The sequence below is a fragment of the Streptomyces sp. NPDC006294 genome (assembly GCF_042870895.1).
Taxonomy (GTDB): Bacteria; Actinomycetota; Actinomycetes; order Streptomycetales; family Streptomycetaceae; genus Streptomyces.
This window is the reverse complement of record NZ_JBIAHV010000007.1, coordinates 104,183-127,955: the sequence shown is the minus strand read 5'-3', so window position 1 is coordinate 127,955 and position 23,773 is coordinate 104,183. Positions and strand designations below refer to the sequence as shown.

At 69.2% G+C, this 23,773-nt stretch carries 21 protein-coding genes and 1 pseudogene; 3 read left to right on the top strand and 19 right to left on the bottom strand.

Annotated features, from left to right (window positions below):
• Positions 1-32: 32 nt before the first annotated feature.
• The 5 genes from ACFYOP_RS14185 to ACFYOP_RS14165 all read right to left on the bottom strand — a co-directional run bounded on the left by ACFYOP_RS14185 (position 33) and on the right by ACFYOP_RS14165 (position 6,066).
• Positions 33-2,204, bottom strand: a complete 2,172-nt coding sequence (locus tag ACFYOP_RS14185; protein WP_356897285.1) for a hypothetical protein — start codon at positions 2,202-2,204, stop codon at positions 33-35.
• 65 nt (positions 2,205-2,269) lie between these two features.
• On the bottom strand, positions 2,270-2,707 hold the full coding sequence (locus ACFYOP_RS14180; RefSeq protein WP_356897283.1) for a hypothetical protein: 438 nt from the start codon (positions 2,705-2,707) through the stop codon (positions 2,270-2,272).
• Positions 2,680-4,059, bottom strand: a complete 1,380-nt coding sequence (mycP, locus tag ACFYOP_RS14175; protein ID WP_356897281.1) for a type VII secretion-associated serine protease mycosin — start codon at positions 4,057-4,059, stop codon at positions 2,680-2,682. Before mycP ends, ACFYOP_RS14180 begins: the two co-directional genes overlap by 28 nt.
• Positions 4,060-4,088: 29 nt before the next feature.
• Complete coding sequence (locus ACFYOP_RS14170; RefSeq protein WP_356897279.1) at positions 4,089-5,618, bottom strand: hypothetical protein; 1,530 nt, start codon at positions 5,616-5,618, stop codon at positions 4,089-4,091.
• A gap of 37 nt (positions 5,619-5,655) precedes the next feature.
• A complete protein-coding gene (locus ACFYOP_RS14165; RefSeq protein WP_388451619.1) occupies positions 5,656-6,066 on the bottom strand; it encodes a hypothetical protein in 411 nt (136 codons plus the stop codon).
• A 239-nt stretch (positions 6,067-6,305) separates the two neighbouring features.
• On the opposite strand from ACFYOP_RS14165, the gene ACFYOP_RS14160 reads away from it, so the two are divergent.
• Positions 6,306-7,232 carry a hypothetical protein gene (locus tag ACFYOP_RS14160; RefSeq protein ID WP_356897275.1) on the top strand — a complete coding sequence of 309 codons (927 nt, stop codon included), beginning with the start codon at positions 6,306-6,308 and terminating at the stop codon, positions 7,230-7,232.
• Between the two features lie 602 nt (positions 7,233-7,834).
• Here the strand turns inward: ACFYOP_RS14160 and ACFYOP_RS14155 are convergent.
• The 12 genes and pseudogenes from ACFYOP_RS14155 to ACFYOP_RS14100 all read right to left on the bottom strand — a co-directional run bounded on the left by ACFYOP_RS14155 (position 7,835) and on the right by ACFYOP_RS14100 (position 17,372).
• Positions 7,835-8,455: an OmpA family protein gene (locus tag ACFYOP_RS14155; RefSeq protein WP_356897273.1), complete on the bottom strand. Its 621-nt coding sequence runs from the start codon at positions 8,453-8,455 to the stop codon at positions 7,835-7,837.
• A complete protein-coding gene (locus tag ACFYOP_RS14150) occupies positions 8,452-9,030 on the bottom strand; it encodes a hypothetical protein (RefSeq protein WP_356897271.1) in 579 nt (192 codons plus the stop codon). Before ACFYOP_RS14150 ends, ACFYOP_RS14155 begins: the two co-directional genes overlap by 4 nt.
• A gap of 40 nt (positions 9,031-9,070) precedes the next feature.
• A complete protein-coding gene (locus ACFYOP_RS14145) occupies positions 9,071-9,706 on the bottom strand; it encodes a pilus assembly protein TadG-related protein (protein ID WP_356897312.1) in 636 nt (211 codons plus the stop codon).
• The gene (locus ACFYOP_RS14140; protein WP_356897311.1) at positions 9,703-9,945 is read right to left on the bottom strand and encodes a hypothetical protein; all 243 of its coding nucleotides are present in this window, start codon (positions 9,943-9,945) and stop codon (positions 9,703-9,705) included. Before ACFYOP_RS14140 ends, ACFYOP_RS14145 begins: the two co-directional genes overlap by 4 nt.
• Positions 9,946-10,118: 173 nt before the next feature.
• Complete coding sequence (locus ACFYOP_RS14135) at positions 10,119-11,009, bottom strand: DUF5936 domain-containing protein (protein ID WP_356897269.1); 891 nt, start codon at positions 11,007-11,009, stop codon at positions 10,119-10,121.
• Positions 11,010-11,039: 30 nt separating this feature from the next.
• On the bottom strand, positions 11,040-11,978 hold the full coding sequence (locus ACFYOP_RS14130) for a type II secretion system F family protein (protein ID WP_356897267.1): 939 nt from the start codon (positions 11,976-11,978) through the stop codon (positions 11,040-11,042).
• 224 nt (positions 11,979-12,202) lie between these two features.
• Positions 12,203-13,537, bottom strand: a pseudogene (locus tag ACFYOP_RS14125) (CpaF family protein); the annotation flags it as partial.
• Positions 13,534-13,890: a TadE/TadG family type IV pilus assembly protein gene (locus ACFYOP_RS14120; RefSeq protein WP_356897263.1), complete on the bottom strand. Its 357-nt coding sequence runs from the start codon at positions 13,888-13,890 to the stop codon at positions 13,534-13,536. The pseudogene ACFYOP_RS14125 and the gene ACFYOP_RS14120, both read right to left, overlap by 4 nt.
• A gap of 191 nt (positions 13,891-14,081) precedes the next feature.
• Positions 14,082-14,501: a pilus assembly protein gene (locus ACFYOP_RS14115; protein ID WP_356897261.1), complete on the bottom strand. Its 420-nt coding sequence runs from the start codon at positions 14,499-14,501 to the stop codon at positions 14,082-14,084.
• Complete coding sequence (locus ACFYOP_RS14110) at positions 14,498-15,736, bottom strand: AAA family ATPase (RefSeq protein WP_356897260.1); 1,239 nt, start codon at positions 15,734-15,736, stop codon at positions 14,498-14,500. Before ACFYOP_RS14110 ends, ACFYOP_RS14115 begins: the two co-directional genes overlap by 4 nt.
• A gap of 7 nt (positions 15,737-15,743) precedes the next feature.
• Positions 15,744-16,457 carry a Flp pilus assembly protein CpaB gene (gene cpaB / locus ACFYOP_RS14105; RefSeq protein WP_356897258.1) on the bottom strand — a complete coding sequence of 238 codons (714 nt, stop codon included), beginning with the start codon at positions 16,455-16,457 and terminating at the stop codon, positions 15,744-15,746.
• A gap of 54 nt (positions 16,458-16,511) precedes the next feature.
• The gene (locus ACFYOP_RS14100; RefSeq protein WP_356897256.1) at positions 16,512-17,372 is read right to left on the bottom strand and encodes a hypothetical protein; all 861 of its coding nucleotides are present in this window, start codon (positions 17,370-17,372) and stop codon (positions 16,512-16,514) included.
• A 259-nt stretch (positions 17,373-17,631) separates the two neighbouring features.
• Here ACFYOP_RS14100 and ACFYOP_RS14095 point away from each other — a divergent pair, with 259 nt between their 5' ends.
• On the top strand, positions 17,632-19,338 hold the full coding sequence (locus tag ACFYOP_RS14095) for a glycoside hydrolase family 18 protein (RefSeq protein WP_356897254.1): 1,707 nt from the start codon (positions 17,632-17,634) through the stop codon (positions 19,336-19,338).
• A 106-nt stretch (positions 19,339-19,444) separates the two neighbouring features.
• Here the strand turns inward: ACFYOP_RS14095 and ACFYOP_RS14090 are convergent, their stop codons facing one another.
• Together ACFYOP_RS14090 and ACFYOP_RS14085 are read right to left on the bottom strand one after the other, a co-directional pair.
• Complete coding sequence (locus ACFYOP_RS14090; RefSeq protein ID WP_356897252.1) at positions 19,445-20,752, bottom strand: Nramp family divalent metal transporter; 1,308 nt, start codon at positions 20,750-20,752, stop codon at positions 19,445-19,447.
• Positions 20,753-20,826: 74 nt separating this feature from the next.
• Positions 20,827-22,107: a serine/threonine-protein kinase gene (locus tag ACFYOP_RS14085; RefSeq protein ID WP_388451530.1), complete on the bottom strand. Its 1,281-nt coding sequence runs from the start codon at positions 22,105-22,107 to the stop codon at positions 20,827-20,829.
• 129 nt (positions 22,108-22,236) lie between these two features.
• On the opposite strand from ACFYOP_RS14085, the gene ACFYOP_RS14080 reads away from it, so the two are divergent.
• Positions 22,237-23,583: a M14 family metallopeptidase gene (locus ACFYOP_RS14080; protein ID WP_356897248.1), complete on the top strand. Its 1,347-nt coding sequence runs from the start codon at positions 22,237-22,239 to the stop codon at positions 23,581-23,583.
• Positions 23,584-23,773 lie beyond the last annotated feature (190 nt).

Below are 23,773 nucleotides of genomic sequence, written 5' to 3'. Positions count from 1 at the left end.
AGTTCCGACAAGAAGACTCGTCTTTCTTTTCATCACGACCCCCCACCCGCCAAGCCACGAGCAGTGCGATTCCCCACAACAGCAGCATTGTTAATATCATGAATTGTCACATGGCGCGATCTCCCATCCAGTTCACTCGGATTCGCCTCCCTCCATATATCCGCCAAGGCCACATTCCGCCCCTCGCGATTCACACTTGTATCCGAGTTGTCCCGTGCGAGACCTGCGTCGATCCTGGCCATCTCCTGTTCAAGCCATTTGGACGTCAGAACATCGACGCCCCGCTGCGCCGCATCGCCAGCATAAGGAATGAAGTTTGTCACGCCGCCCCAGGTATGGTAATCCGTCTTGGCCTCCCAGGAGGCCTTACTCTTTTCGTCCCCCGCGTCCACCTGGAGCCCCTGATATCTGGCTTGCTCGAGAAATCCAACTGTGTGACCGGCACGCCTCCACGTCTCCTCAGCACCACCTTCTCCGACGTTGACATCATGGACGATTTCGCGATTTATTGAGTCCTGCAGGGTGAAGTAGGCGAATCGGTCCCTTGAGATTTGCTTGGAAACCTCCAGAACCTCCTGGCGGTCGAGCGGCGCTTCGGATTGGTACAGGGCACTTGTTGTCGCATGCACTGCGTCGCCATAATTCCCCATTACAACCGCCATTGGCGTGCGCAGGCTCGGGGGAAAATCGTTCTTCTCGGCAGCAAAGTACTCCAATGCGGCATCAAATACGCGGTTGTTCGCCTCGGAGTGCTTCACATATCCGCCCCCTGAATTGTTCGGGTCGATACCTGTCGTCCCCGCCACGAGTGCCGCACCGAACCCGGTCCTGTTCTGCGCATCCTCGATATCAGAGCTCTCCAACGGGTCGCCAAACCAAGTGTTGTCGGGGTCATGCGGGTTACGCATGTACTTGTGGCCGTCGACAACGTCCCAGTCTCGATCCTTGATCAAGTATTCAAGGCGGTCGTTCCCCTCATTCTTGCCATCGCCCGGGGTAGGGTCGGACTTGGCATCAAGGAATGCTGCTGAGGCCTCCGGATCCTTGCTCATGATCCCGAGCAAGCCGTCCAAGGGATCATTGGCAAACCATTCATCACGTGCCGTAACGAACCGCTTGGGGAGATCCCAGTTGTCGTTGCCCTTGTCTGCCTTCTCGGCCGCGATCAGGTCGTCCCCGAGATCGTGCATGAACCGGTCCGAGTAGCCTTCGCCATGCTGCATGAGGGTGACGAGAGACTGATACCCGCGAACCTTCTCGCCCTGCCACTCATACCGCTTCATCCCGGCTTCCTTCAAGCCGGCATGGAAGTCCTTGTAGAACTCGGACTTCGGATCCTGTGTCGCAGTAGCAAGCGCGTTGGCGAGCCCACGCTCCGCACCCAGATAGTGCTGCTTGTTCCCGGTATCCGAATCGTGCGCGAAAGTGTTGAGTTGGTTGGTCACCTTGATGGTGCCCTCCGGACCCAAGTGGTTCAGTACCGTCTGGCTGAAGACCTTGTCGTCGGAGTTGTCACGCATCAGGCGCTCGTACTCCGCCAGATCGCTGGGCTTCTCGCCAGCCAGTATCTGATCGGCGTACTTCTTCGCCTCCCGGGCCTCCACCACCTCGATGTCCCCGACCGCGTCCGCGTTGAAGCTGTGGCCGGTGCCGCGAGCCGTGTCCATCATCTCTTCGAAGAGGCTCTTGATGCCGGCGGCGTCACGGAGTGCCAGTTTCGCGCCCTGGTCGGCATCGTCTACGGACTGCACTGCCGAAGCGACGGCCGCAGTCCAATTGGCCTCGAGCGTTTGGCGCGTGACCGCTTCGCCCAAGACTCCACCGAAGAAATCCTTGTGCTTGCTCGGGTCGAGATGGGCACGGCCGTTGGCATCGATGTGCATATCGGCTTCCTTGGCCGAGGCGACGAGATCCCTGACGGCCTTTATCCGCTCGATGAACTGACCGTGGATGTCGCGCAGGATCGCTGCGATGGCTCGGGCTTCAACAGCAGCAGCGTCGAACTGCTTACGAGTCGCCGCGAAGCGGCCGTTCGCGGCGTCAGCACTGACGCCGACCCAGCCGCCGTCGGTCGTCGCGCCCTGCACGGTCCCGCCGTAAGCCACTCCCAGTTCCTCGAACCCGTCGGCCATCCTGTCCCAGGACACGGCCGCAGTGGTCAAGGGAGTCAGGTTGGCAGTGACGACGTCCTGGTAGGTGAGCATTCCTGGTCTTCCTCATGTCTACTGAGAAGCCGACTTCGAGTCCATCACGCCACGGATCCGTGATGTCACACATCGCGCCGCGGATCGGGTCCGGAAATGTCGAGTCTTGCCATCGAGCTCTTGACATCGTGGTCGATGTACTGGAAATCCCTTTTCGTCTTACTGAGGGCGGCCTGATCCTGCGCAAGCCGCGCCTTCAGGTTGTTCACCTGGAGGGCCCACTCCTCGTGGGCATCCTTGAGACCGGCACCTGTAGCCCAGCCTTTGAACGCGCGTTCCGCGGCGTTCGTATCCTCATCGGCATAGACGCCGGCCTTGTTCAAGCCGGGACCTATCCGCTCCACCAGTGCCTTGACGGCGGCGCTCTGGCCCGACGAACCGGTCTTGAGATCAGCCGCGTCCGCGCCCGTGCCTCCCGGGCCGCCGGTGCCGTTCAACTGCATGCGGCTCTCCTGGCGAGCCGCCGCCTCCGCCTTCAGCTCTTCCCATTCGTCCCAGGCCACGATGTTCCCCCGCGCTGTTGGTGATCTGCGTTCTGAGTCTGCGTGTACTGCGAGTGCCAGCTTCCGTATTGCTCGGGAGTGCCTCCGGGCACGGTCACCGCGTCGCGGCGGCGGTTACGGAGGGCCGGTACTGCGATGGCCGCGCCGAGGAGCGCGGCAGCGCCGATGCCTGCGGCGATCCAGAGCGTGGGCGAGTCGGAGTCGTCGGCCGCGGTCGGCGGGGTGGCGGCGGGTTCTGCGACTCCTGCCGCCGGCGCCGAGGCGTCGGGCTTCGGAGCCGACGACTTGGCGTCGGCGTAGCTGAAGTCCGGGATCGGGTACTCGTCGGCCGGGCCCGGGTCGCCCGGGTTCTTCAGCGCGATGCGTGGGCGGACGACGCCGTAGCCGACGACGTCGTCCCGGCTGAGGCCATCCTCGTTGCCACTGGCGGTCTGCATGAGGACGCGGAGGACCTGGTTGTTCGTCCAGTCCGGGTGCTGGGACCAGATGAGGGCGGCGGACGCGGAGGCGAGGGCGGTGGCGTTGCTCGTGCCGGTTCCCTTGCAGAGCTGTGTATCGCTTATACAGGCACCAACAATGTCCTTGGCTGGCGCCGCCATGTCGACTTGGGGGCCCCATTGAGACTTCTTGATGGGTTTAGCCTGTTCGTCGACACCAGCCACACCTACAACCCCAGGTGTACCAGCGGGGTACTCGACGAAGTTGGTGGTATCGCCCGAGTTCCCTACTGCTGCAAAGATCAGCTTTCCCCTGTCAAGGGCATACGTGACCACCGCAGCCAGTTCTGGAGTTCCTACGTTCTTGGCACCTGGCGCATTCGCGCCGCCCATCGAGACGTTGATGATCTGCGCCTCGGAATCGGCAGCGAAGCGGATCGCCTTCACCAAGCTGCTGGGGTAGCCGGGATGCGTGTCCAGACGGTCGAAGTCGAGGGCATCACCGGCCTGCGGCATCCTGATCGGAAGGATCTTGGACCCCGGCGCCAGCCCGTACGAGCCGTTGACCTTACCCCGTGCGCCAGTACCAGCGATCAAGGCCGCCATACTGGTGCCGTGGCCACTCTCGTCTGTGTGCTCATCGCCCTTCAGACCGGAGAAATCGGCACCATCGAGGACCTGCCCACGCAGATCGGCCAGCTTTTCGTCGACACCAGAGTCGATCACAGCCACCGTCATGCCGCGTCCGGTGCTCCTTTCCCAGATCTCTTCCGCATGCATCGCGTCCAGATGCCACTGCTGCTCGCGGATGGTTTCCGCGTGAGCCGGAGTTGCGGCAACTCCCGTCAGCGTCATCGCTACTGCTGCCGCGATGACGAAGCGGCACCTTGCCCGACGACTGCTGCTGGTACGCATCTGATCCCTCTTGCGGCTTCTGGGCTTGATCACTCGATGACCGGTGGCACAACACGACGATCATTCTGCCTCCAGGTCGCTTCGTCCTCAGTGAGGTACTCCGGCCGAGTGCCGTCGCGGCCGTCGCGGCCACCCGTCGAACGATTCGCCCCTTGAGGAGCGGCTGCCATCCCGGGCCGGCCAGCGGTAGCGCCGTGAGCGCCCGACACAAGCCCCGTGCCACCCGGGGTGAACGGCCGCGAAACCGAGCGGCCGGTGTGCTGCGGTGTACCGCCGACGATCCCGCCCGATTCCCGGGCAAGTCGGCGGCCTCCGGATGCTCCACCCTGCTGTGAGGCACCGTGTCCCATGTGCCCACCAGGGCCGTGGCCCATGGGCCCTCGGGGAGTCGTTCCTTCACCCCCGACAACGGTGCCACGCGGAAGCCCCTTTGCAGGGCCGCTGGCGGCCGGCGGGACAGGCCGTCCACCGGTGATGCCGTTGTCGCGGGGCAGACGCCCCGACGTGCCGGTGTTCTGCGGCGCCTGACCCGGCAAAGGAGATTGCCGAAGCCCACCTGTGCCTGAGCGTCCGGTGACCGGTGGTGTCGAAGGGGTGACCGCTCTACGCCCGGGAGCAGGGGGTGGTACTGAAGGCGGCGTTACTGTCAGGTCAAGTCGGCTGGTGGGCGTCTCAGCGGGAGGCAGCGGGCTCGTGGGCGCTGGTGGCGCCGAAGTCATAGGCGCCAGGCTGTCGAGCTCCATACGTGTCGGGATCTCACGTCGACCGAATCCGGACGACACTTCGTTGGGAAGTCCCGCAGGTTGGCCCGTGTCCTCGCTGACGAAAGGGTGTGGCCCTCCCCCTGCAATCGCATAGCCAGTCCTGGCGTGGCCAGTCTCCGTCGTACCGCCTGCTGACAACGCCTGTTGATCTCGGCGCTCCCAGTCCCCGCCCATGTACATCGCCGGCGGCGGAAACGTCGGCGGGGTCACGCTGTTGACCTGCTGCGCAGAGAACTCATACGTCTGCGCCAGCTTGCGCAGCCGCAGCGCCGCCTCACCCCGGGCCGCGTCGATCCTGCCCTGCGCCGCGGTCGCGTCGGACTCGGCGGAGCGGGCGAGGGTGCGGGCGTCGGGATCGTTCCGGTTGGCGGGGTCGATGGCGGTCGCGAGGGCCGACTCCGCCTTGCGGAGCGCGCCTTGGGCCTGCGTCGTCTCCGACAGCGGCGGCATCGCCGCCTTGGCCTCCGTAATCGCCTGCGACACCTGCTCCATCCAACGCGAAGCGACCTCGCTGTACTGCCCGAGACGGAGCGTCGCACTCGCCGTCTGACTGCCCCAGTCGCGGAATGCGTCGCCGCCCTCGCCGTGCCAGGGCAGCCCCGTCACGTGCGTCCTGATGTCCTCGCCGATCTTGGTGATGGTCGACGCCGCGTTCGCCAGCTTCGTCGCGAGCGAAGAAGCCCCGGACGGGTCGGCGGAGGCCAGCAGCGCGACGAGCTGCTGGTGGGTCATCGACTCGAAGTCCGTGCTTCGAGGCTGCGGCTGCGGCATCCTGCCGCCGGGCCGGTCGGTCATGGTGTGCCCCCGTGGTGGTTCGGTGCCGCCCAGGCCGTCAGAAGCCCGTTTTCTTGTCGGCTTCCTTCTTGGCGGGCGCGTCCTCGACGAACGGGTCACGGTTCCTGTCGTAGTACGACTCCACCTGGGCGTTGATCGCCTGCATGCGGGTACGGATGTCGTCGTCGACGTTCTCGTAGCCGACCTGGGAAGTCTGGACTGCCAGGCCCATCCCCTCGATCTGGGTTCCGAGGACTTTGGACAGCTTGGTGAGCTCGTCATGGACGATGGCGTACGACTCGAAGAGGAACTGGGCCTCCCCGAGCTCGGGTGCGCCGAGCTGAGCGCGGCGGAGGCGGTCGTCGCCCATCTTGCCGGGGGCCGCCTCCGAGCCGTCGAGCTCGATCAGAAGATCGTCGACCCGAGTCTTGAAGGCCTTCATCTTCTCGGCCTCGATCTTCAGCGCCATTTGCGGATTCGCCGCATAGAGACTGTCGAACGACTGCCCCGTGTCGGGCGATGCCGCCCCGTCTCCCCCGTTGCTCACAACGCCTCCCCGTAGTCACAACGCGCCACAGATCACCCTATCTTGGCTGCGTATCGGCCTTCACAGCGGCAATTGAGCCAACATCGGAGAGCTCTCCCCGACCGGTCTCAGGCTGTCCACAGGGGGTGCGAACCGTCGGGTGATCACGGAACCTGGCCGGCATGAGGGACTTGACGAATCTGGCGCACAACAGCGTGCTGCTGACCTCGCAGGCACTGGCCGCCGGCTGGCCGCCTCGTCAGCTCACCCGGCGGCTTCGCAATGACGGCTGGCTGCAGATCTACAGGGGCGCTTGGTCAGCACCGGGCGTGGCCGTGGACTGGCGCCTGCGGGCCCGAGCGATGCAGATACTGAGGCCTCATCTCGTCTGCAGCCACACCACCGCCGCTGCACTGCACGGGATCGAACTGCTGGGGAACGGCCCTCATTCCGGCCCGCTGGAGTTCAGCGCAACGTATCGCGGCTCAACCGACCAGCCGCCGGGCGTTCGTGTGCAAACGACGCGTCTCACCGACACGGACCGGACCGTGCGGAAAGGGCTGGCCGTGACCACTCCCGCACGAACGGTCGCCGACCTCCTGCGCGCCGGACCTCGCGATGACGCTGTCGTCGCCGCGGACTCCGCCATATCGCGTCGCCGAGTCGCGGGCATGATCCGCCCGGCCTTGGTGACCCCGGCCGGCCTCACGGCCGAGCTCGCCCCACCCCTGCGCGGGGCACAGCAGGCGCGGCGGTGGGTACGCCTCACAGACCCTGCGGCCGGATCCCCGGCAGAGACGTTCGCACGTTTACGCATGCACGACGCCGGGCTGTACCCGGACTCGCAGGTCGTGCTGCGCACACCAGGTGGCAGCACCCTCCGCCCTGACTTCCTCTTCCGTCGCGAGGGGCTGGTCGTCGAGATCGAGGGCTATGCCTTCCACGGCACGCGCGCAGCTCACGAGCGAGACGTGCGGCGCTTCAACGAGCTGTCCGGCTGTGAGGGCGTACGGCGCGTGCTGCGATTCACGGCAGGCGATGTCTTCTGGAGACCGGCGGCGGTCCTCGCGTCGATCCGCAGTGCGCTGGCGGACCTTGCCCGGGGATGATGCCGACTCTCGAAGCGGGCCGAGTTGTTCCCCGTATGGCGTCTTACGGTCCGGGCGCGGCCCGGTCCGTTGGTTCGGCGTGGGGCCGCCCGTGGCGGGCCACCGTGGGGGTCTGTGGGCTGGTGGGCCCTGCGGGGCGCGCGGCAGTGGTGGTGGGGCGGCCCGGCTCGGCTCGGCTCAGCGACTCACGGTGGTCGAGAGGCTGCGCTTCATGCCCGGCTGGTCACGGTCCGGGGGTGGGGTGGGGTGGGGTGGCGTAAGGCGGGGCCCTGAGACGTCGGGCGGGTTCGTCGGAGCGTCCCGGTGGTGCAACAAAGGAGAACAAGGCGGGCAAGCAGACTTCTTGGAGTGCGGTTCCGGAGTTGTGGGCACTTCGAGACACCTTCTGCCCGCATCACCCCGATCCGTCGTCCCAAAGTGCCCACAACTTCAGAACCAGGCCGGATGCTCGGAGTAAGGGCCCCCGGCACGCCCCTGCCCCGGCCGCCCCGACACGGGAGCGAGCCCCGCCCCTCTGGGACACTGGCCCCCGAGACCGCTCCACACCTCCCCGGGCAGCGACCAGCCGGGCATGTACCTCGGCCCGTCCCTCAGCGCGTCGGTCACTCCCGGGGGAACGACACCTCGACGCGGCGGTTCTTGCGGCGGCCCTCCTCCGTAGTGTTGCTGGCGATCGGGTAGTCCTCGCCGTAGCCACGGATCTCGTACGTGATGCCCTCGCCGCTCAGTTGCTGCGAGAGCACGCTGTGCACCGCGTCCGCGCGCTCCTTGGACAACTTGTCGCCGTGGGCCTCGCTGCCGAGGTCGTCGGTGAAACCGAAGACTCGGATCTTCTTGGCGCTCTGCGTCTTGATCTCGGCGGCGATGGCGGCGATACGGGACGCGGCCTCGCCCGAGAGCTTCGCGCTGTTCTTGCCGAACAGCACCTCCGCCTGGAGCGCGAACTTGATGTCCGAGTTGGTCTCCTCGCGGCGCTCCTCGCCGCTGATGTCCTCGACGACGGACTTGATGTCGATGACCTTCGGCTCGGCGAGCGTCGCGCCCTCCGGGAGCTTGAGGTCCGAGTCCCTGGCGTCGATCCTGACCGGCGCCGCGGCGGGCGGCGCGGCGTACGGGCCGTCGTCGGCGAGCGCGTCCCCTGCGCCGAGGAGGCCGAGGGAGAGCACGCCCGCGAGGACGGCGGCGGTGGCGGCGGTCGCGGTCCTGGCCGTGGAGGGCGTCATGACAGCTCGATCGTGGTGCTGGGGAAGCCTGGCAATTGGAGCGCAAGCTGAGTGGTGTCGGCGGGGGGCGCGGGGAACTGCGCGAAGAAGGCGAGGCTGTCGCCCGCCTTGATGAACGGCGCATAGGCGTAGGTGGTGAGCGGCCGGTTGTCGGTGTCGCGCAGCACGTAGTAGCGCTTCTTGCCCTTGGAGTCGACCAGGGTCATCCCCGCGAAGGAACGCCCCGTGGCTGCGACGGACTGTTCCATGCCGTTCCAGCGAACAGGCGTGGTAAACCCTTCGGAGGTGGCGTTCTTGATCTCGCCGTCGATCGTGAGGAATCCACCCTCGTCGCGCTTCGCCGAAAAGACCGACATCTCGACCCCCTTTTCACCCCTGGCCGTTGCGATGGGTTGACTCGGCGTGGTGGCCGCGGCCTCCGGTGCGGCGTTGCCCTTGTCGCCGCTCTTCGTGCCAGAGGCCGACGAGGAACTGCTCGGGTCCGGCTCGTCGCCGCTCCCGCCGCAGGCCGACAACATAAAGATCAAGACGGACGACAGCACGGCTGCCGCCCCGGCCCGGCGCATGGTGCTCATGTGCCGCATGCTCATCAATGTTCCTTCGCGCTCATCGGGCTCATGCCTCGGTCAGTCTGACGGTGAAGAGGTCTGCCATGTCGGGCAGTAGGTCCAAGTTGTCGGGGTCTACGACCCAGTCCTCGGAGTCACAGAGCAGCTTGCCGGGCGAGGGCTTCTCCTCGTCGTCCTCGCCTCCCTCGTCCTCGGGGTCCGGCGCTTCGCTCTCCTCGGGTGCGAACGTGCAGCGTGGTTCGACCACGGCGGTGGCCGTTGCCGTGGCGTGCTTGCTCCCCGTTCCCTCGATGACGCTGTCGCCCATCGATTCCCGAGACCTCACGTTGACGGTGAAACCCCAGCGGCCGTCGTTCAGCGGCATGCAGTCGTTGTAGCCGGCCACCGCGTCGTTCCTCGCAGCGAAGTCCACTGCCCGCGTACAACCGTCCGGGGTGTCGACCGGTATCCGGCCGTCGAAGATCGCTTCCAGGTCGTCGATGACGTCCACGAGATCCAGCTCGTCCCTCGACTGCTTGGCTGCTGCCAGAGCGGCCGCGTCCGCCGCCGTCTGCGTGCCGTTGCGGGTCACATCGGCCTGCCCGAAGGCCAGGTACACAAGGACCAGGAAGAGCAGGCCGACCACGGCGGCCATGTAGATGGGCGTTGCCTGACCGCGGTCATCGACGGGCGAGAGGCTCAGCCTCCACCCCCGCCACCGCCTCCCCCGCCTCCGCCGTTGAGGACAGAGTTGATCTTTTCGGTGAATGTGTCGGCGATCGACGCGCCCAGATTCGTGTTCAGCAGCAGCACCACGATCGCCACCACCAGGATCGTGATCCCCACGTACTCGATCGACCCCTGCCCTCGATCCCCACGCAGGTGTCTGCGGAGCCTCGTCGCGGCAGCAGCCGTGACCCCGAGCAGGCCGAAGTCCTTCATGGCTTACCCCTCGTTCCCCTTCGACGGACCGCTCGTACATGTCGGTCCGGCCTCCCTCGCCGCTGATCACTCCGTGGAGTCTCCCGGCTACACCGGGGCCCCGAAGGAAATCTCCCACATTCGCTTGCGTGAGCGAAGACACTTGGGTCAATCATCGCCAATTCAACACCTGGTCAACCCCCGAAGACGGCGCCGAAATCGACGTCGGCCGCGTAGTAGAAACCGGCCACGATGAGAATCATGGTTCCGGGGAGCATGAAGCTCGTGACGATCAGCGTCGCCTTCGGGACCGCCTTCGCGGCCTTGCGGCGGGCGTTCTGGGCGTCGGTGCGGCGCATGTCGTTGGCGATCTGGATGAGGGTGTCGACGATGGGGGCGCCCAGTTCCTCGCCCTGTTGCAGTGCGGAGACGAACATCGAGACCTGGTCCGACTCGTTGCGGCGGCGGAGTTGTTCGAAGGCCTCGCGGCGGCCCATGCCCATGTCCATCTGGCGCAGGGTGATGCGCAGTTCGTCGGACCAGGGGCCGTCGTACTTCTCCGCGACGCGTTCCAGGGCCTGGCGGAAGCCGAGGCCGGCGGAGACGACGACCGCGAGCACGTCGAGGAAGTCCGGCAGGGTGCGTTCGATGTCGTCGCGGCGGCGGGCGATGGCGGCCCGGAGCAGGACGTCCGTCCAGAACAGGCCGTAGAGCAGGAAGAGAACGGCGAAGACGACGTGGCCGTTCATCAGCATCCCGAAGGCGACGAGCGTGCCGAGGAACCCGTACACCGCGCGGCGGGCCGCGTAGCGGTCGACCGTCAGGCCGCCGGGGTTGCCGGCCATGTCGAGCCTGCGGCGGACCCGGTCGACCCGGCGCGGGCCCATCAGCCGGAGCACGGAGGGCGCCCAGCGCATGCCGAGGCGGTCGATGGCCATACCCGGGTAGCTGGTGCGGGTGGCGCCGATCTCGAGGGCCACGGCGAGGTCGCCGGGGAGCTTGGCCTCCGCCCGGTACATGCGGATGCCGTGGAAGACGCCGAGGACGGCGAGGCCGAGTACGGCGGCCAGGGCGAGTCCGAGCATGTGTGCCTCCCTCCTGCTTCGGATCGGGCGTCAGATGCGGACGCGGGTGAGTCGGTTGATGAGGGCGAAGCCGAGGGCGTACAGCCCGGCGGCGACGAGCACGGCGAGCCGGCCGCCGAGCGCGCCGGTCATGGCGTCGAGCGCGCCGTCCCGCATGCCGCTGATGACGAGCAGGAAGCCCAGGCCGAGCACGGGGACGGCCACCGCCGTCACCTTGACCTGGGAGAGCAGGGTGGTGACCTCGCGCCGGGTCTCCTTGCGCTCCTCCAGGGTGTCGGTGAGGTTGCGCAGCGAGGTGACGATGGTGCCGCCGGCCCGGTTGGAGAGGATCAGCGTGGAGACGAGCACGGTCAGTTCGCGCGAGGGCAGGCGTTCCACGAGGTCACCGAGGGCGTCGTCGAGGGAACGGCCGAGGGCGAGCTGGTCGGCGACGCGGCGCAGTTCCTCGCGGGCGGGGTCGTCGAGCTCCTCCACCGCCATGCCGATGGCGGTGCGCAGGGCGAGCCCGGCCTGGGTGGCGTTGGCCAGTACGCGGGTGAGTTCGGGCAGCTGGTTGATGAACGCCTCGGTGCGTTTGGCACGCTGCCAGTTGAGGAATCCTTGTGCGCCCCAGAGCCCGATCAGTACGGCGAGCAGGCCGAAGAAGGGCGCGAAGACCGAGCCGACGACGAAGTAGAGGGCGAGCAGCGCGGCGGCGGCGTAGACGGCGTACTCGCCGGTGGTCAGGTCGAGGCCGGTGGCGGAGAGGGAGCGTTCGATGCGCCGGCCGAGGCGGGTACGGCGCAGCCTGCGGTCGAGCCCCGCGAAGCGTCGCCGGCGGCCGCCGGCGACGGCGAGTGGGCCGGTCTGCGACATGCGGTCCACGAGCGCCTGGTGCTGGGCCTGGCCGGCCGACCAGCTGCGTACGCCGAGGACGGCGAGTACGCAGCCGAGCAGGGTGATGCCGAGCGTGAGGAGCGGGAGGTTCATCGCGGCTGCCGGCCTTCCGGTGACTGGCCCGGCCACGGCCCCTCAGGGCCCACGGAGCCCCCAGCGCCCGGCCACGGGTCGCCCTGCGGCGGCACCGGACCCGGCCACGGGCCGTCATGCGGCGCGACCGGCCCCGCCTCCGGTTCCACCCGCGCGACTGGCCCCGTCGCGCCCGCCACCGGCCCCACTCGCGGGTCCGGGACCGGGCTCAGGCCCGGCGGGACGCGGGTCGACAGCTCCAGCGGCGTGTCCCCGACGCCGAAGGCCGGGGGGATCGCCTCGCCCGCCATGTAGAGGCGTTCCGCGACCCGCCTGGGCAGCGGGAAGTACCGGAAGCGGCCGTGTACGCGCCCGTCGCCGGCCGGCGGTTCCGCGTCGAAGCGGCAGACGGTCACGAAGCGGTAGTCCTCGCGGCCGTACGAGTCGACGACGGCGATCTCGGTGATCTTACGGGCCCCGTCGGCGTGCCGGGTGAGCTGGACGATGATGTCGACGGCGCTGTTGATCTGGTCGTGGATGGCCACGAACGGCAGCTCGACCTCGCTCATGGAGCTGAGGGTCTGGAGCCGCATCAGCGCGTCCTCCGCGCTGTTGGCGTGGACGGTGGCGAGGGAGCCGTCGTGGCCGGTGGACATGGCCTGGAGCATGTCGAGGGTCTCACCGCCGCGGACCTCGCCGACGATGATGCGGTCGGGGCGCATGCGCAGCGAGTTGCGTACGAGGTCGCGGATGGTGATGCGGCCCTTGCCCTCGACGTTGGCCGGGCGGGACTCGAGCGTGATCACATGGTTCTGCTGGAGCCGCAGTTCGGCCGAGTCCTCGATGGTGACGATGCGTTCGCCGTCCGGGATGAGCCCGGAGAGGGCGTTGAGGAGAGTCGTCTTCCCGGTGCCGGTGGCGCCGGACACGATGACGTTGAACTTGGCGCGTACGAGCCCCGCGAGCAGCATCAGGATGTGTTCGTCCAGCGAGCCGAGGCCGATCATCTCCTGAAGCGTGTAGGCGCGGGGGAAGCGGCGGATGGTGAGGACGGGGCCGGTCAGGGAGAGCGGGGGGATGATGACGTTCACGCGCTCGCCGGTGGGCAGCCGGGCGTCGACCATCGGGTTCGCCTCGTCCACCCGGCGGTTGACGGTGGAGACGATGCGTTCGATGGTCTGCATCAGCTGATCGGTGGAGGAGAACCGCAGCGGCAGCTGTTCCAGCCGGCCGCCCCGCTCGACGAAGACCTGCTCGGGTCCGTTCACCATGATCTCGCTGATGGACGCGTCCTCGAGGAGCGGTTCGAGGATGCCGAGGCCGAGCGCCTCGTCCACGACGCGGCGGATGAGGTGCGAGCGTTCGCCGCCGGACAGGACGGGGCCCTCGCGGCTGATGATGTGGCCGAGTACGCGCTCCAGCCGCTCCCGCCGCTCGTCGGCGGCGAGGGCCGACATCTCGGCGAGGTCGATCTCCTCGAGGAGCTTGGCTCGGTAGACGCCGACGAGCCGGCTCTCCTCGCTCTGGCCGTTCGCGGGATCGGGGCCGTCGATGCGCTGGATACGGGCGCGCAGACTCATCGTGTCGACTCCTCGTCGAGGGGCATCGTGGCGCTCTTGGTGACGGTGCCGAAGCTGACGCCGGGGACGACCTGGGGAATGACGACGGTGACGTCGGCGGTGACCGCGTCGCCGCCCTCCCGGATGACGACGCCGGCCTCCAGCCAGGAGCTGAGCGCCTGTTGTCCGGCGGACTCCCCGCTGGTCGTCGCGTCGGGCTGGGACGCCACCCGCGCCGCCGCGCGGGCCGCGGTGCCGGCCTGCTGGGCCGCGTACACGGCGAGGCCGACCTGGACGGCGACCGTCATGACGAACAGCAGCAGGAACAGCCAGCCGCCGTACTCGATCGCGCTCTGCCCGCGGTCGCCGCGCATCGCCCGCCACCGAGCGACGCGTCCCGACGAGGCCGAGCCGCCCCGCCGGCCCACGCGCCCCGACGACGCCCCGCGGCCCCGCCGGCCCACGCGCCCCGACGACGCCCCGCGGCCCCGCCGGCCCACGCGCCCCGACGACGCCCCGCGGCCCCGCCGGCCGACGCGCCCCGACAAGGCCGGGCGGCCCCGCCTCATGGCGCGTCCCTCCGCTCGGTCGCCGCGCCCGCCCGGCCCGTGATCGTGATCGGGAGGTTGACGCCGGGGAACAGCAGCGGCACGTCGAGGGCGACCTCGGCCGTGTAGAGGTCGCCGCCCTCGCCGCAGGTCACGGCCGCCGACCAGCCGCCGGTGACGTCCTCCCGGGCGGCCCGGGCACAGGCCGCCGCGCCGCCGCCGTCGGCCCGCGCCCCCGCGGCGACCGCCTTGTCGGCGGCGTTCCCGGCCAGCACGAAGGTGTAGCCGACGAGCGCCGACTGCCACAGCACCGCCAGGGTCACCAGGATGATCGGCACCATGCCGGTGAACTCGATCACCGACTGGCCCCGGTCACCGGACGCCCGCCGGGTCATTCCGTGCACCCGGTGGAAGGTTCCGTACGCCCGGCGGGTCATTTCGCGCGTCCGTGCCGTCGTCCGCCGCCGAAACGACCGCTCTGTCTGGCGTCCGCCTGGGCGTCCTTCACCAGGCCGAGTTCGCCCGCGAGGGCCCACATGGCCTGCTTGACGGAGGACTTGGCCTCCAGGTCCTGCATCCGGCCGGAGTCGACGGCGCCCTGCAGTTCGCGGAAGTTCGCGGGGATCGCCGACCGGGCCACCCGGGTCGCGGTGATCTTCGAGATCAGCGGAGGCTGGATCTCGCTGCCGCGTGTATGGCGGTTGACGACCGTGACGGTCTCCTCCGCCTTGCGGATCTGGAGCCGGTCCCAGAGTCGCACCATCCGCTTGGTGGCCCGCACGGTCACCACGTCCGGGGTGGTGAGCAGCAGGGTGGTGTCGGCCATCTCGATGGCGGCGGCGTTGGCGGTGTCCACATGGGTGCCGCAGTCGACGACGACGGTCTCGTACCGCTGCTTCAGCGCGCCGAGGGTCTGCCGTACGAGCCGGTCGCTGACGTCCTCCGCCCGTTCGCCCTCCGCCGGGGCGAGGAGCAGCGCGACGCCGGTCTCGTGGTTGAAGACCGCGTCGGCGAGCACGCGGGCGCCGATGTCCTGGATGGCGGCGAGGTCGACGATGGAGCGCCGGAACTGGACGTCCAGGTAGGAGGCGACGTCGCCGCCCTGGAGGTCGAGGTCGACGAGGGCGGTGGAGCGGCCGGAGGCCGCCGACGCGAGGGCGAGCTGGATCGCCGTGACGGTGGTGCCGACGCCGCCCTTGGCGCCGCTGACGGTGACGACGGTGCCGCCGGGCCCGCCGAAGCCGGTCTCCGGTCCGTTGCCGAGGTGGCGGCGTACGCCCGCGGCCCAGCCGGCCGCGCCCTGGACGCGCTGCGCCAGTTCCTCGTACGTCAGCGGCAGCGAGACGAGGCCGCGGGCGCCGGAGTCCATCGCCGCCGAGTACAGGCCGGGGCTGGTGTCGGCGGTGACGAGCACGACGCCGACGGCGGGGAAGCGCAGGGCGACGTCCCTGATCAGTTCGAGCGCGGGGAGCGGCCCGATCCGTTCGTGGACGAGCACGACCTCGGGCAGTTCGTCGAGCGACTCGGCGGCGAGCCGGGCCAGGGTGTCGACGAGCGAGGTGGAGTCGCCGACCGGGCCGGCCGGTTCGGCGTCGGGGAGCCGGCCGAGCAGGCTGCCGATGGACCGGGCGACGTCGGGGTCGCCGACGGCGGGGAGGATACGCGTCGTCATCCGGCCCTCACTTGTTCTTGTCTTCTGAGAGGTCGTAGCTGCCGTCGCCCGGCCGCAGGGTGGTGGTGCTCCCGTCGGGCAGCAGGGCGAGGCGCACATGCTCGGCGAAGGACTCGGCGTAGGCGACGCGCTGGGCGTCGGCGGTGTCCAGGGCGAAGGTGATGGGAACGGCCTCGCGGGGGCCGGTCGCGCGGTCGCCGCTCCTGCGGTCGAGGGCGGTGAGTTCGCCGACGTCGATGACCTTGGCGTTGGCGACGATGAGGCGGGACTGGTCGGTGGCGGAGTCGTTCTGCGCGGCGAAGGTGGCGAAGATGTTGACCAGGTTGCCGGGGCGGATCTTGCCGGCCACTCCGGTGGCCGCGTCGATCATGATGGCGATCTCCTGCTGGCCGCTCTCCAGCTGCGGCTTCTGCACGATCATGTCGCTCTGGAGGAGTGACCCGCTGCGCAGCCGGGTGACGGCGATCTTCCCGCGCAGCACGCCGAGGTCGGTGACCGCGCTGTCGGACAGCCAGCGTTCGGGTATCGACACCTTCTCGAACTGGCCGGCGTCGAGCGGTGTGTACGGGGCTATGTCGGCCTTGACGCGGTATGCGGTGGTCTCCGGTCCGACCTTGGAGTTCACGTCGGCGATCACGGTGAGCACGCCGGCGAACGCGGCGATGCCGCAGACGACCGAGAGCAGAATCAGGAGAACGCCGCGGCGCTGCCGTGAATTCATGGGTGGGGCGACCTCGTTCGATGGCGTATGGGGGAGTTCAAGGTAGGCCGGCCGTCAGTGGCCGGCGGGCAGGGCCCTGGGCGCGCCCGTGCGGCTGGACGCGGCGGTCAGCGGCGCGGAGCAGAAGCCGCAGCGGTCACCGATCAGTTGGATGCCGCACCATGTGCACACCTCTCGCCGGACGGAAGAGACCAGTTGGTACAGGACGGAGACGTCCGGCAGGAAGGCGGCGAACTCGATCAGCCGGGACGTGCCCCACCAGCGGGCGGACTCGGCGGGCAGCGGCGCTTCGTGGATGTGCTGCACGTGCCAGGCGGGCGCCAGGGTGCCGGTCACCCACTCGGACTGGAGCTGGCCGCGGGCGACGACGAGCTGGGTGGCGTAGTCCGGGCCGGCGAGTTCACCGCTGCCGGTGCGGATCAGCTGGGGCTTCGGGTGGGCCAGTACGCCGAACTGGGTGCCCGGCATCCACGACCTGGCGTGGGTCTTCAGGCTCACGGGTATCCGGTCGAGCCGGGCGACGGAGCCGAGCAGGGCGCCGGCGTGGATGTAGTGGGAGAGCAGCCGGGCGGCGGAGGCGACGATCCCGGCTTGGAAGTCGCAGATCGACAGCTGCCGCAGCTGCCGGGCCAGTACGGCGACGCCGAGCGGCGGCAGGTCGAGTTTGAGGAGGGCGATGCGGTCGCTCTCGAGCACGGCGCGGATGGTGTGCAGCCGGCGTTCGTGGGCGGCGGGGAGGGAGGCCGGGTAGAGGGCGACGACGTAGCCGTGCTGTTCGAGCAGCAGGGTCATGTCGGTGACCGCGGCGTCGAGCGGCTGGTCGTCAGGGGCGTGGAGCAGGGCAGCGGTGGGCGTCTGGTGATCGCTGGGCGGCAGCACCAGGTCGGCGCTGGTGACTGCTATTGCGGTCGGCACGCTGTTCCCCGTTCAGCTCCGGGCACCGGGGTTTCCGGCGGCCGCAGGTCCCTGTGCTCCGTGCTCCTGCTGCTCCGTGTCCGCTACTCCGTGTTTCTGCATGAGCACTCTAGCGACGAGGGCGCAGGCAGAGAACACCGAACCGGGGACCAATCACCGCCAGAGGTCTTGACAACCTGATTGGTCTGGACCAGTTTTACGCCAAACGGTGGCCACCGTACGAGATCCCCGCCCCCAACTCCCCCACCGGAGGCCGTAAGTGGACCGCACGACGACACGCTCTCGTAGATGGCTGGGCGCCGGTCTGGCGCTGGCCGTCGGCACCGGGCTCACGCTCATCGGCACGGCAGGGACCGCGCAGGCGGCGGACGTCAATGTCGCCAGGAACGCCGGTTTCGAGTCGGGTCTCGCCAACTGGACCTGTTCCGGCGGCAGTGGCGCCGCGGTCTCCTCCCCCGTGCACAGCGGGGCCTCGGCGCTCAGGGCCACGCCCGCCGGCCAGGACAACGCCAAGTGCTCCCAGTCCGTGGCGGTGAAGCCGAACTCGACGTACTCGCTGAGCGCCTGGGTCCAGGGCAGCTACGTCTACCTGGGCGCGAGCGGCACCGGGACGACCGACGTGTCCACCTGGACTCCCGGCGGCAGCAGTTGGACGAAGCTCACCACCTCGTTCTCCACCGGCGCGAACACCACCGCGGTGACCGTCTACACCCACGGCTGGTACGGGCAGCCCGCCTACCACGCCGACGACATCAGCGTCTTCGGTCCCGACGGCGGTGGCAGCACCGATCCGGACCCGGTGGTCCCCGCGGCGCCCGGCGCGCCCTCCGTCGGCGCCGTGACGTCCTCCTCCGTGGCCCTGAGCTGGGGCCCGGTCTCCGGCGCGACCGGCTACAACGTCTACCGCGACGGCGCCAAGGTCCGGTCGGCCTCCGGCACCTCGGCGACGGTGACGGGTCTGAGCGCGGACACCGCCTACCAGTTCCAGGTCACCGCCACGAACGCGGCGGGCGAGTCGGCCAAGTCGGCGGCCGTGACCGCCCGTACCGGCACGGGCGGCGGCGAGCCGGACCCGGACCCGTCGGTGCCCCGGCACGCGCTGACCGGCTACTGGCAGAACTTCGACAACGGCGCCACCGTGCAGAAGCTGCGGGACGTGCAGTCGCAGTACGACATCATCGCCGTGTCGTTCGCCGACTCGACGGCCACGCCGGGCCAGATCGTCTTCAACCTCGACCCGGCCGTCGGATACGCCTCCGTCGCCGACTTCAAGGCCGACATCGCCGCGAAGAAGGCCGCCGGCAAGTCCGTGATCATCTCGGTGGGCGGCGAGAAGGGCAATGTCACCATCAACAGTGACGCGTCCGCCACGACCTTCGCGAACAGCGCCTACGCGCTGATGCAGGAGTACGGCTTCAGCGGCGTCGACATCGACCTGGAGCACGGCGTCAACTCGACGTATCTGACGAAGGCGCTGCGCCAGCTGTCGCAGAAGGCGGGCTCCTCGATGGTGCTGACGATGGCGCCGCAGACGATCGACATGCAGAACACGGGCACGGAGTACTTCAAGACGGCGCTGGCCGTGAAGGACATCCTCACCGTCGTCAACATGCAGTACTACAACAGCGGTTCGATGCTCGGCTGCGACGGCAAGGTCTACTCGCAGGGCTCGGTCGACTTCCTGACCGCGCTCGCCTGCATCCAGCTCGAAGGCGGTCTGGCCCCCTCACAGGTCGGCCTCGGCGTCCCCGCCTCCACCCGCGGCGCGGGCAGCGGTTACGTCAGCCCGACCATCGTGAACAACGCCCTGGACTGCCTGGCCCGCGGCACGAACTGCGGCTCCTTCAAGCCGTCGAAGACCTACCCGGGCCTGCGGGGCGCCATGACCTGGTCCACCAACTGGGACGCGACGGCCGGCAACGCCTGGTCCAACGCGGTGGGGCCGCACGTCCACAACCTGCCGTAGCCACCGCGCCTCCCGAACGCCACCCCCCGACCCCCTGGGCCGGGCCCGCGCCGCCGCTCCCCCGCCGGCGCGGGCCCGGCCCGTGGGCCGTTCCGGGGTGTACCGGCTACCAGGGCAGTTCGCGCACCTGCTGCACGCACAGCACGACGAAGAGGAGTCCCGCCGCCGAGAGCATCACATTGCTCAGCGGGCCGTTGCGCCACTCCGGCGGGGTGCGCGAGGAGTTGAGCAGCCAGACCAGGGTGAGCGCCAGGAACGGCATGAAGAAGGCCCCCAGCACGCCGTAGGCGATGACCAGCCCGAAGGGCCGGTCCAGGAAGAGCAGCGCCATCGGCGGGAACGTCAGCCAGAGCAGATACGCGCGGAAGGGCAGCGAATGCTCCTTCTTGCCGGCCGCGACCTCCTCGACCGTGCCCTCGTCCGCCGGCACGCCCTTGCGGTCGCGCTGCAGCCGCTCGACGAAGTCGGCGAACATCAGGCTCACGCCGTGCCACACGCCGATCAGCGACGAGAACGAGGTGGCGAGGAAGCCGATCAGGAACAGCTTGGCCGTCGTCGCGCCGTACTTGTCCTCGAGGACGGCGCCCAGGTCGATCAGGCCCCGGTCGCCCGAGGTGAGCGCGATGTTCGAGGCGTGCAGCAGCTCGGCGCCGACGATCAGCATCGCGACGACGAAGATGCCGGTGGTGAGGTAGGCGACCCGGTTGTCGAGGCGCATGACCTTCATCCAGCCGGTGTTGGTCCAGCCCTTGGCGTTCACCCAGTAGCCGTACGCCGCCATGGTGATGGTGCCGCCGACGCCGCCGACGAGGCCGAGCGTGTAGAGCAGCGATCCGTCCGGCAGCACCGGCACGAGGCCCGCGAAGGACGCGCCGATGTCGGGCGAGACGCGGATCGCTACGTACACGACGACGACGAACATCACGCCGACGAGCACCGTCATGACCTTCTCGAAGACGGCGTACCGGTTGAACCAGACGAAGACGAGGCCGATCAGCCCGGTGATCACGGCCCAGACCTTGAGGTCCGGCCCGTCGGGCCAGAGGGCCACGATCGGCAGGGCGCTGGAGGACATCGCGGTCGCGCCGTAGACGAACCCCCAGACGACGACGTAGATCGCGAAGTAGACGCCGGTCCACTTCCCGAGCGAGCGCCAGCCCTCGAAGAGTGTGCGCCCGGTCGCCAGGTGCCAGCGTCCGCACGCCTCGGCGAGCGAGATCTTGACGACGCAGCCGATGACCGCCGCCCACATCAGGGTGTATCCGAACTTGCTGCCCGCGACGAGGGTCGCGACCAGGTCCCCGGCGCCGACGCCGGTCGCCGCCACGACGATCCCGGGCCCGATGTACTTCCAACTGGACTTGCGCGGTACGGAGAGCGCCCCGTCCGGGCTGTGCTCGGTGGTGCCTGCCATGGATGCCGCCTTCCCACTCGTCCCACGTGTGACCCGTGTCACCAAAGCGGTGCGCGGGTGATCGCGCAAGAGGGTCAGCGTCCGTCGCGGTCGGCGGGGGCGGGGAAGCAGTGGGACAGGATCCGGTCGAGCTGTGCGGTCAGCTCGTGCAGTCCGGCGGACCGGCTCAGATACAAGCGGGAGCGGTACGCCTTGCCGTCGTAGAGGGTCACGGTGAGCTCGAACCGGGTGCCACGGGGGTTGGCCGTGTACTCGACCTGGCCGACCTCGTCCCAGCCGAACTCGGCCTCCGCGTCGTCCGCGGCCAGCACGATCCCGGCTTCGTCGGCCGTGACGGACCCGAATCTGTCCGCGACGTGGAAGACGGGCACGGGTGACGGCGGTTCGGCGTCGGCGGGCGAGGGGACGGCCCCGGCGGACAGCGGCACGGCGTCGGCCGGCGCGGGCTCTGCGTCCACGGGCGGCGGCGTCAGGAGCCGGGCGACAGGCGGTGTCGCGGGCGACGGGGGCGCGGGATTCCTGACGGCCGCCGCATACGCGGTCGGCATCCGGTCCTCCGGCTCGGCGACGGCCGTCGCCGCGGGCAGCGGGGCGAGCGCATCCAGCAGTGCCGCCGGACCGGGGCGCTCCTCGGGGGACTTGGCCAGGCAGGCGGTCACCGTCTCCCGCAGCCCCGGCGGCACCGCCGACACGTCCGCCGGCTCGTGGACCGAGCGGTACATGAGCCCCATCGGCGTCCCCCCGCCGAAGGCCCTGCCGCCCGCGGCCGCCACCAGCACCGCGCCGAGCGCGAAGACGTCCGCCGCGCCGGTCACCTCTTCGCCGAGCGCCTGCTCCGGCGCGAGGTACCCGGGAGTGCCGAACGCCGTTCCCGTCGCCGTCAGCCGGGTGGACTCCACGGCGCGGGCGATACCGAAGTCGAGGACGCGCGGTCCGTCCTCGGCCATGATGATGTTGCCCGGCTTGAGGTCTCGGTGGACCAGGCCGCAGGCGTGGACGGCGATCAGCGCCTCCGCCAGCGCGGCTCCCAGAGTGCGCAACGACGGTTCGTCCATCGCGCCCTGAGTGCCGATCAGGTCGGCGAGCGTCGGTCCGGGTATGTAGGCGGTGGCCAGCCAGGGCGGGTCCGCGTCCGGGTCGGCGTCGACCACGGGCGCCGTGTGGAAGCCGCCGACCTTGCGGGCCGCCGCGACCTCCGCGCGGAAGCGTTCGCGGAACGAGGGATCGGCGGCCAGTTCCGGCCGTGCGACCTTCACCGCGACCGGGCGCCCGCCACGCGAACGGGCCAGGTGAACCGTGCCCATGCCGCCCTCGCCCAGGCAACGTTCCACCAGGTACCCACCGATGCGCTCCACGGGCCACAGTATGGCCCGAATGGCCGACCAGCTACTTGACCTGACCATGTCATTTGGTCACGATTGCACGACCATCCGCACGCACGTCGCACCTGAGCACCCCCCACAACTCCCCACCCAGGAGACAGCATGCGACTTCGCATCCGGGCGAACCGCGGGAAGGCCGCCACCCTCGCGGCCGTCCTCGCGCTCGCCGTGGCGGCGCCGATCAGCGCCAGCGCCTCGCCCCCGCCGGACCGGGCGGCTCCAGCTCCCGCCGCCGCCGAGGAGAAACAGCAGACCAGGCAGTACCTCGTCCACGGACCCGACACGGTCGCCGACCGGACCGCCATCGCCCGCACCGGTGTGTCGATCGACGAGGCCGACGACCACACGGTCGTCGTCAGCGCCGACGCCGCGCAGGCCAGGCGTCTGCGCGCCCTCGGGCACACGCTGGAGGCGCTGCCCGCGCCGCCCCTGCGCACCGCGGCGGCGGACGTGAAGCCGTTCGACTTCCCGTCGGCCGACTCCCGCTACCACAACTACGCCGAGATGACGGCGGAGATCGACCAGCGTGTGGCGCAGTACCCGAACATCATGAGCAAGCGCGTCATCGGCAGGAGCTACCAGGGCCGCGACATCGTCGCCGTGAAGATCAGCGACAACGTGGCGTCCGACGAGAACGAGCCCGAGGTTCTCTTCACCCACCACCAGCACGCCCGCGAGCACCTCACCGTCGAGATGGCGCTGTACCTGCTGCGCGAGTTCGGCGAGGACTACGGCAGCGACCGCCGGATCACCGACGCCGTGAACGGCCGCGAGATCTGGATCATCCCGGACCTCAACCCGGACGGCGGCGAGTACGACATCGCCACCGGCCGCTACCGCAGCTGGCGCAAGAACCGGCAGCCCAACTCCGGCTCGTCGTACGTCGGCACCGACATGAACCGCAACTGGGACTACAAGTGGGGCTGCTGCGGCGGCTCCTCCGGCTCCGCGAGCTCCGACACGTACCGCGGCCGGGCCGCCGAGTCCGCGCCCGAGGTGAAGGTGGTCGCCGACTTCGTCCGCAGCCGCGTCGTCGGCGGGAAGCAGCAGATCGCCACGGGCATCGACTTCCACACCTACAGTGAGCTGGTGCTCTGGCCGTACGGCTGGACCTACTCCGACACCGCGCCCGGCATGACCCAGGACGACCGGGACGCCTTCGCCGCCGTCGGGCAGAAGATGGGCGCGAGCAACGGTTACACGGCCGAGCAGTCGAGCGACCTCTACATCACCGACGGGTCGATCGACGACTGGCTGTGGGGAGACCAGCGGATCTTCGGCTACACCTTCGAGATGTACCCGTCCGGCTGGGGCGGCGGCGGCTTCTACCCGCCCGACGAGGTGATCGAGCGCGAGACCGCCCGCAACCGCGACGCGGTGCTCCAACTGCTGGAGAACTCCGACTGCATGTACCGGTCCATCGGCAAGGAACAGCAGTACTGCTCCTGACCCGAGACCGGCCACCGCCCGGCCGGCCCGAGCGGTGTCGTGCGGCGGGTCCTCGCGAAGGGCCCGCCGCCGATCTTTCCCAAAGCGTCACAGGGGCTGCGCACCGCCTGCGGGACCCGCCGTTAGCGTTGCTCGCCGACCGGCCCGGCACGCAGAACGTGAAATCGGTCGCCGACGCCAGGGCCCGCAC

Bases quoted from the DNA above. Each gene is read 5' to 3' on its own strand.
- mycP (WP_356897281.1), bottom strand. From the start codon at position 4,059: ATGCGTACCAGCAGCAGTCGTCGGGCAAGGTGCCGCTTCGTCATCGCG.
- ACFYOP_RS14170 (WP_356897279.1), bottom strand. From the start codon at position 5,618: ATGACCGACCGGCCCGGCGGCAGGATGCCGCAGCCGCAGCCTCGAAGC.
- ACFYOP_RS14115 (WP_356897261.1), bottom strand. From the start codon at position 14,501: ATGACCCGCCGGGCGTACGGAACCTTCCACCGGGTGCACGGAATGACC.
- ACFYOP_RS14110 (WP_356897260.1), bottom strand. From the start codon at position 15,736: ATGACGACGCGTATCCTCCCCGCCGTCGGCGACCCCGACGTCGCCCGG.
- cpaB (WP_356897258.1), bottom strand. From the start codon at position 16,457: ATGAATTCACGGCAGCGCCGCGGCGTTCTCCTGATTCTGCTCTCGGTC.
- ACFYOP_RS14185 (WP_356897285.1), bottom strand. From the start codon at position 2,204: ATGCTCACCTACCAGGACGTCGTCACTGCCAACCTGACTCCCTTGACC.
- ACFYOP_RS14090 (WP_356897252.1), bottom strand. From the start codon at position 20,752: ATGGCAGGCACCACCGAGCACAGCCCGGACGGGGCGCTCTCCGTACCG.
- ACFYOP_RS14160 (WP_356897275.1), top strand. From the start codon at position 6,306: ATGAGGGACTTGACGAATCTGGCGCACAACAGCGTGCTGCTGACCTCG.
- ACFYOP_RS14130 (WP_356897267.1), bottom strand. From the start codon at position 11,978: ATGAACCTCCCGCTCCTCACGCTCGGCATCACCCTGCTCGGCTGCGTA.
- ACFYOP_RS14120 (WP_356897263.1), bottom strand. From the start codon at position 13,890: ATGCGCGGCGACCGCGGGCAGAGCGCGATCGAGTACGGCGGCTGGCTG.
- ACFYOP_RS14150 (WP_356897271.1), bottom strand. From the start codon at position 9,030: ATGAGCACCATGCGCCGGGCCGGGGCGGCAGCCGTGCTGTCGTCCGTC.
- ACFYOP_RS14080 (WP_356897248.1), top strand. From the start codon at position 22,237: ATGCGACTTCGCATCCGGGCGAACCGCGGGAAGGCCGCCACCCTCGCG.
- ACFYOP_RS14155 (WP_356897273.1), bottom strand. From the start codon at position 8,455: ATGACGCCCTCCACGGCCAGGACCGCGACCGCCGCCACCGCCGCCGTC.
- ACFYOP_RS14135 (WP_356897269.1), bottom strand. From the start codon at position 11,009: ATGCTCGGACTCGCCCTGGCCGCCGTACTCGGCCTCGCCGTCCTCGGC.
- ACFYOP_RS14140 (WP_356897311.1), bottom strand. From the start codon at position 9,945: ATGAAGGACTTCGGCCTGCTCGGGGTCACGGCTGCTGCCGCGACGAGG.
- ACFYOP_RS14165 (WP_388451619.1), bottom strand. From the start codon at position 6,066: ATGGCGCTGAAGATCGAGGCCGAGAAGATGAAGGCCTTCAAGACTCGG.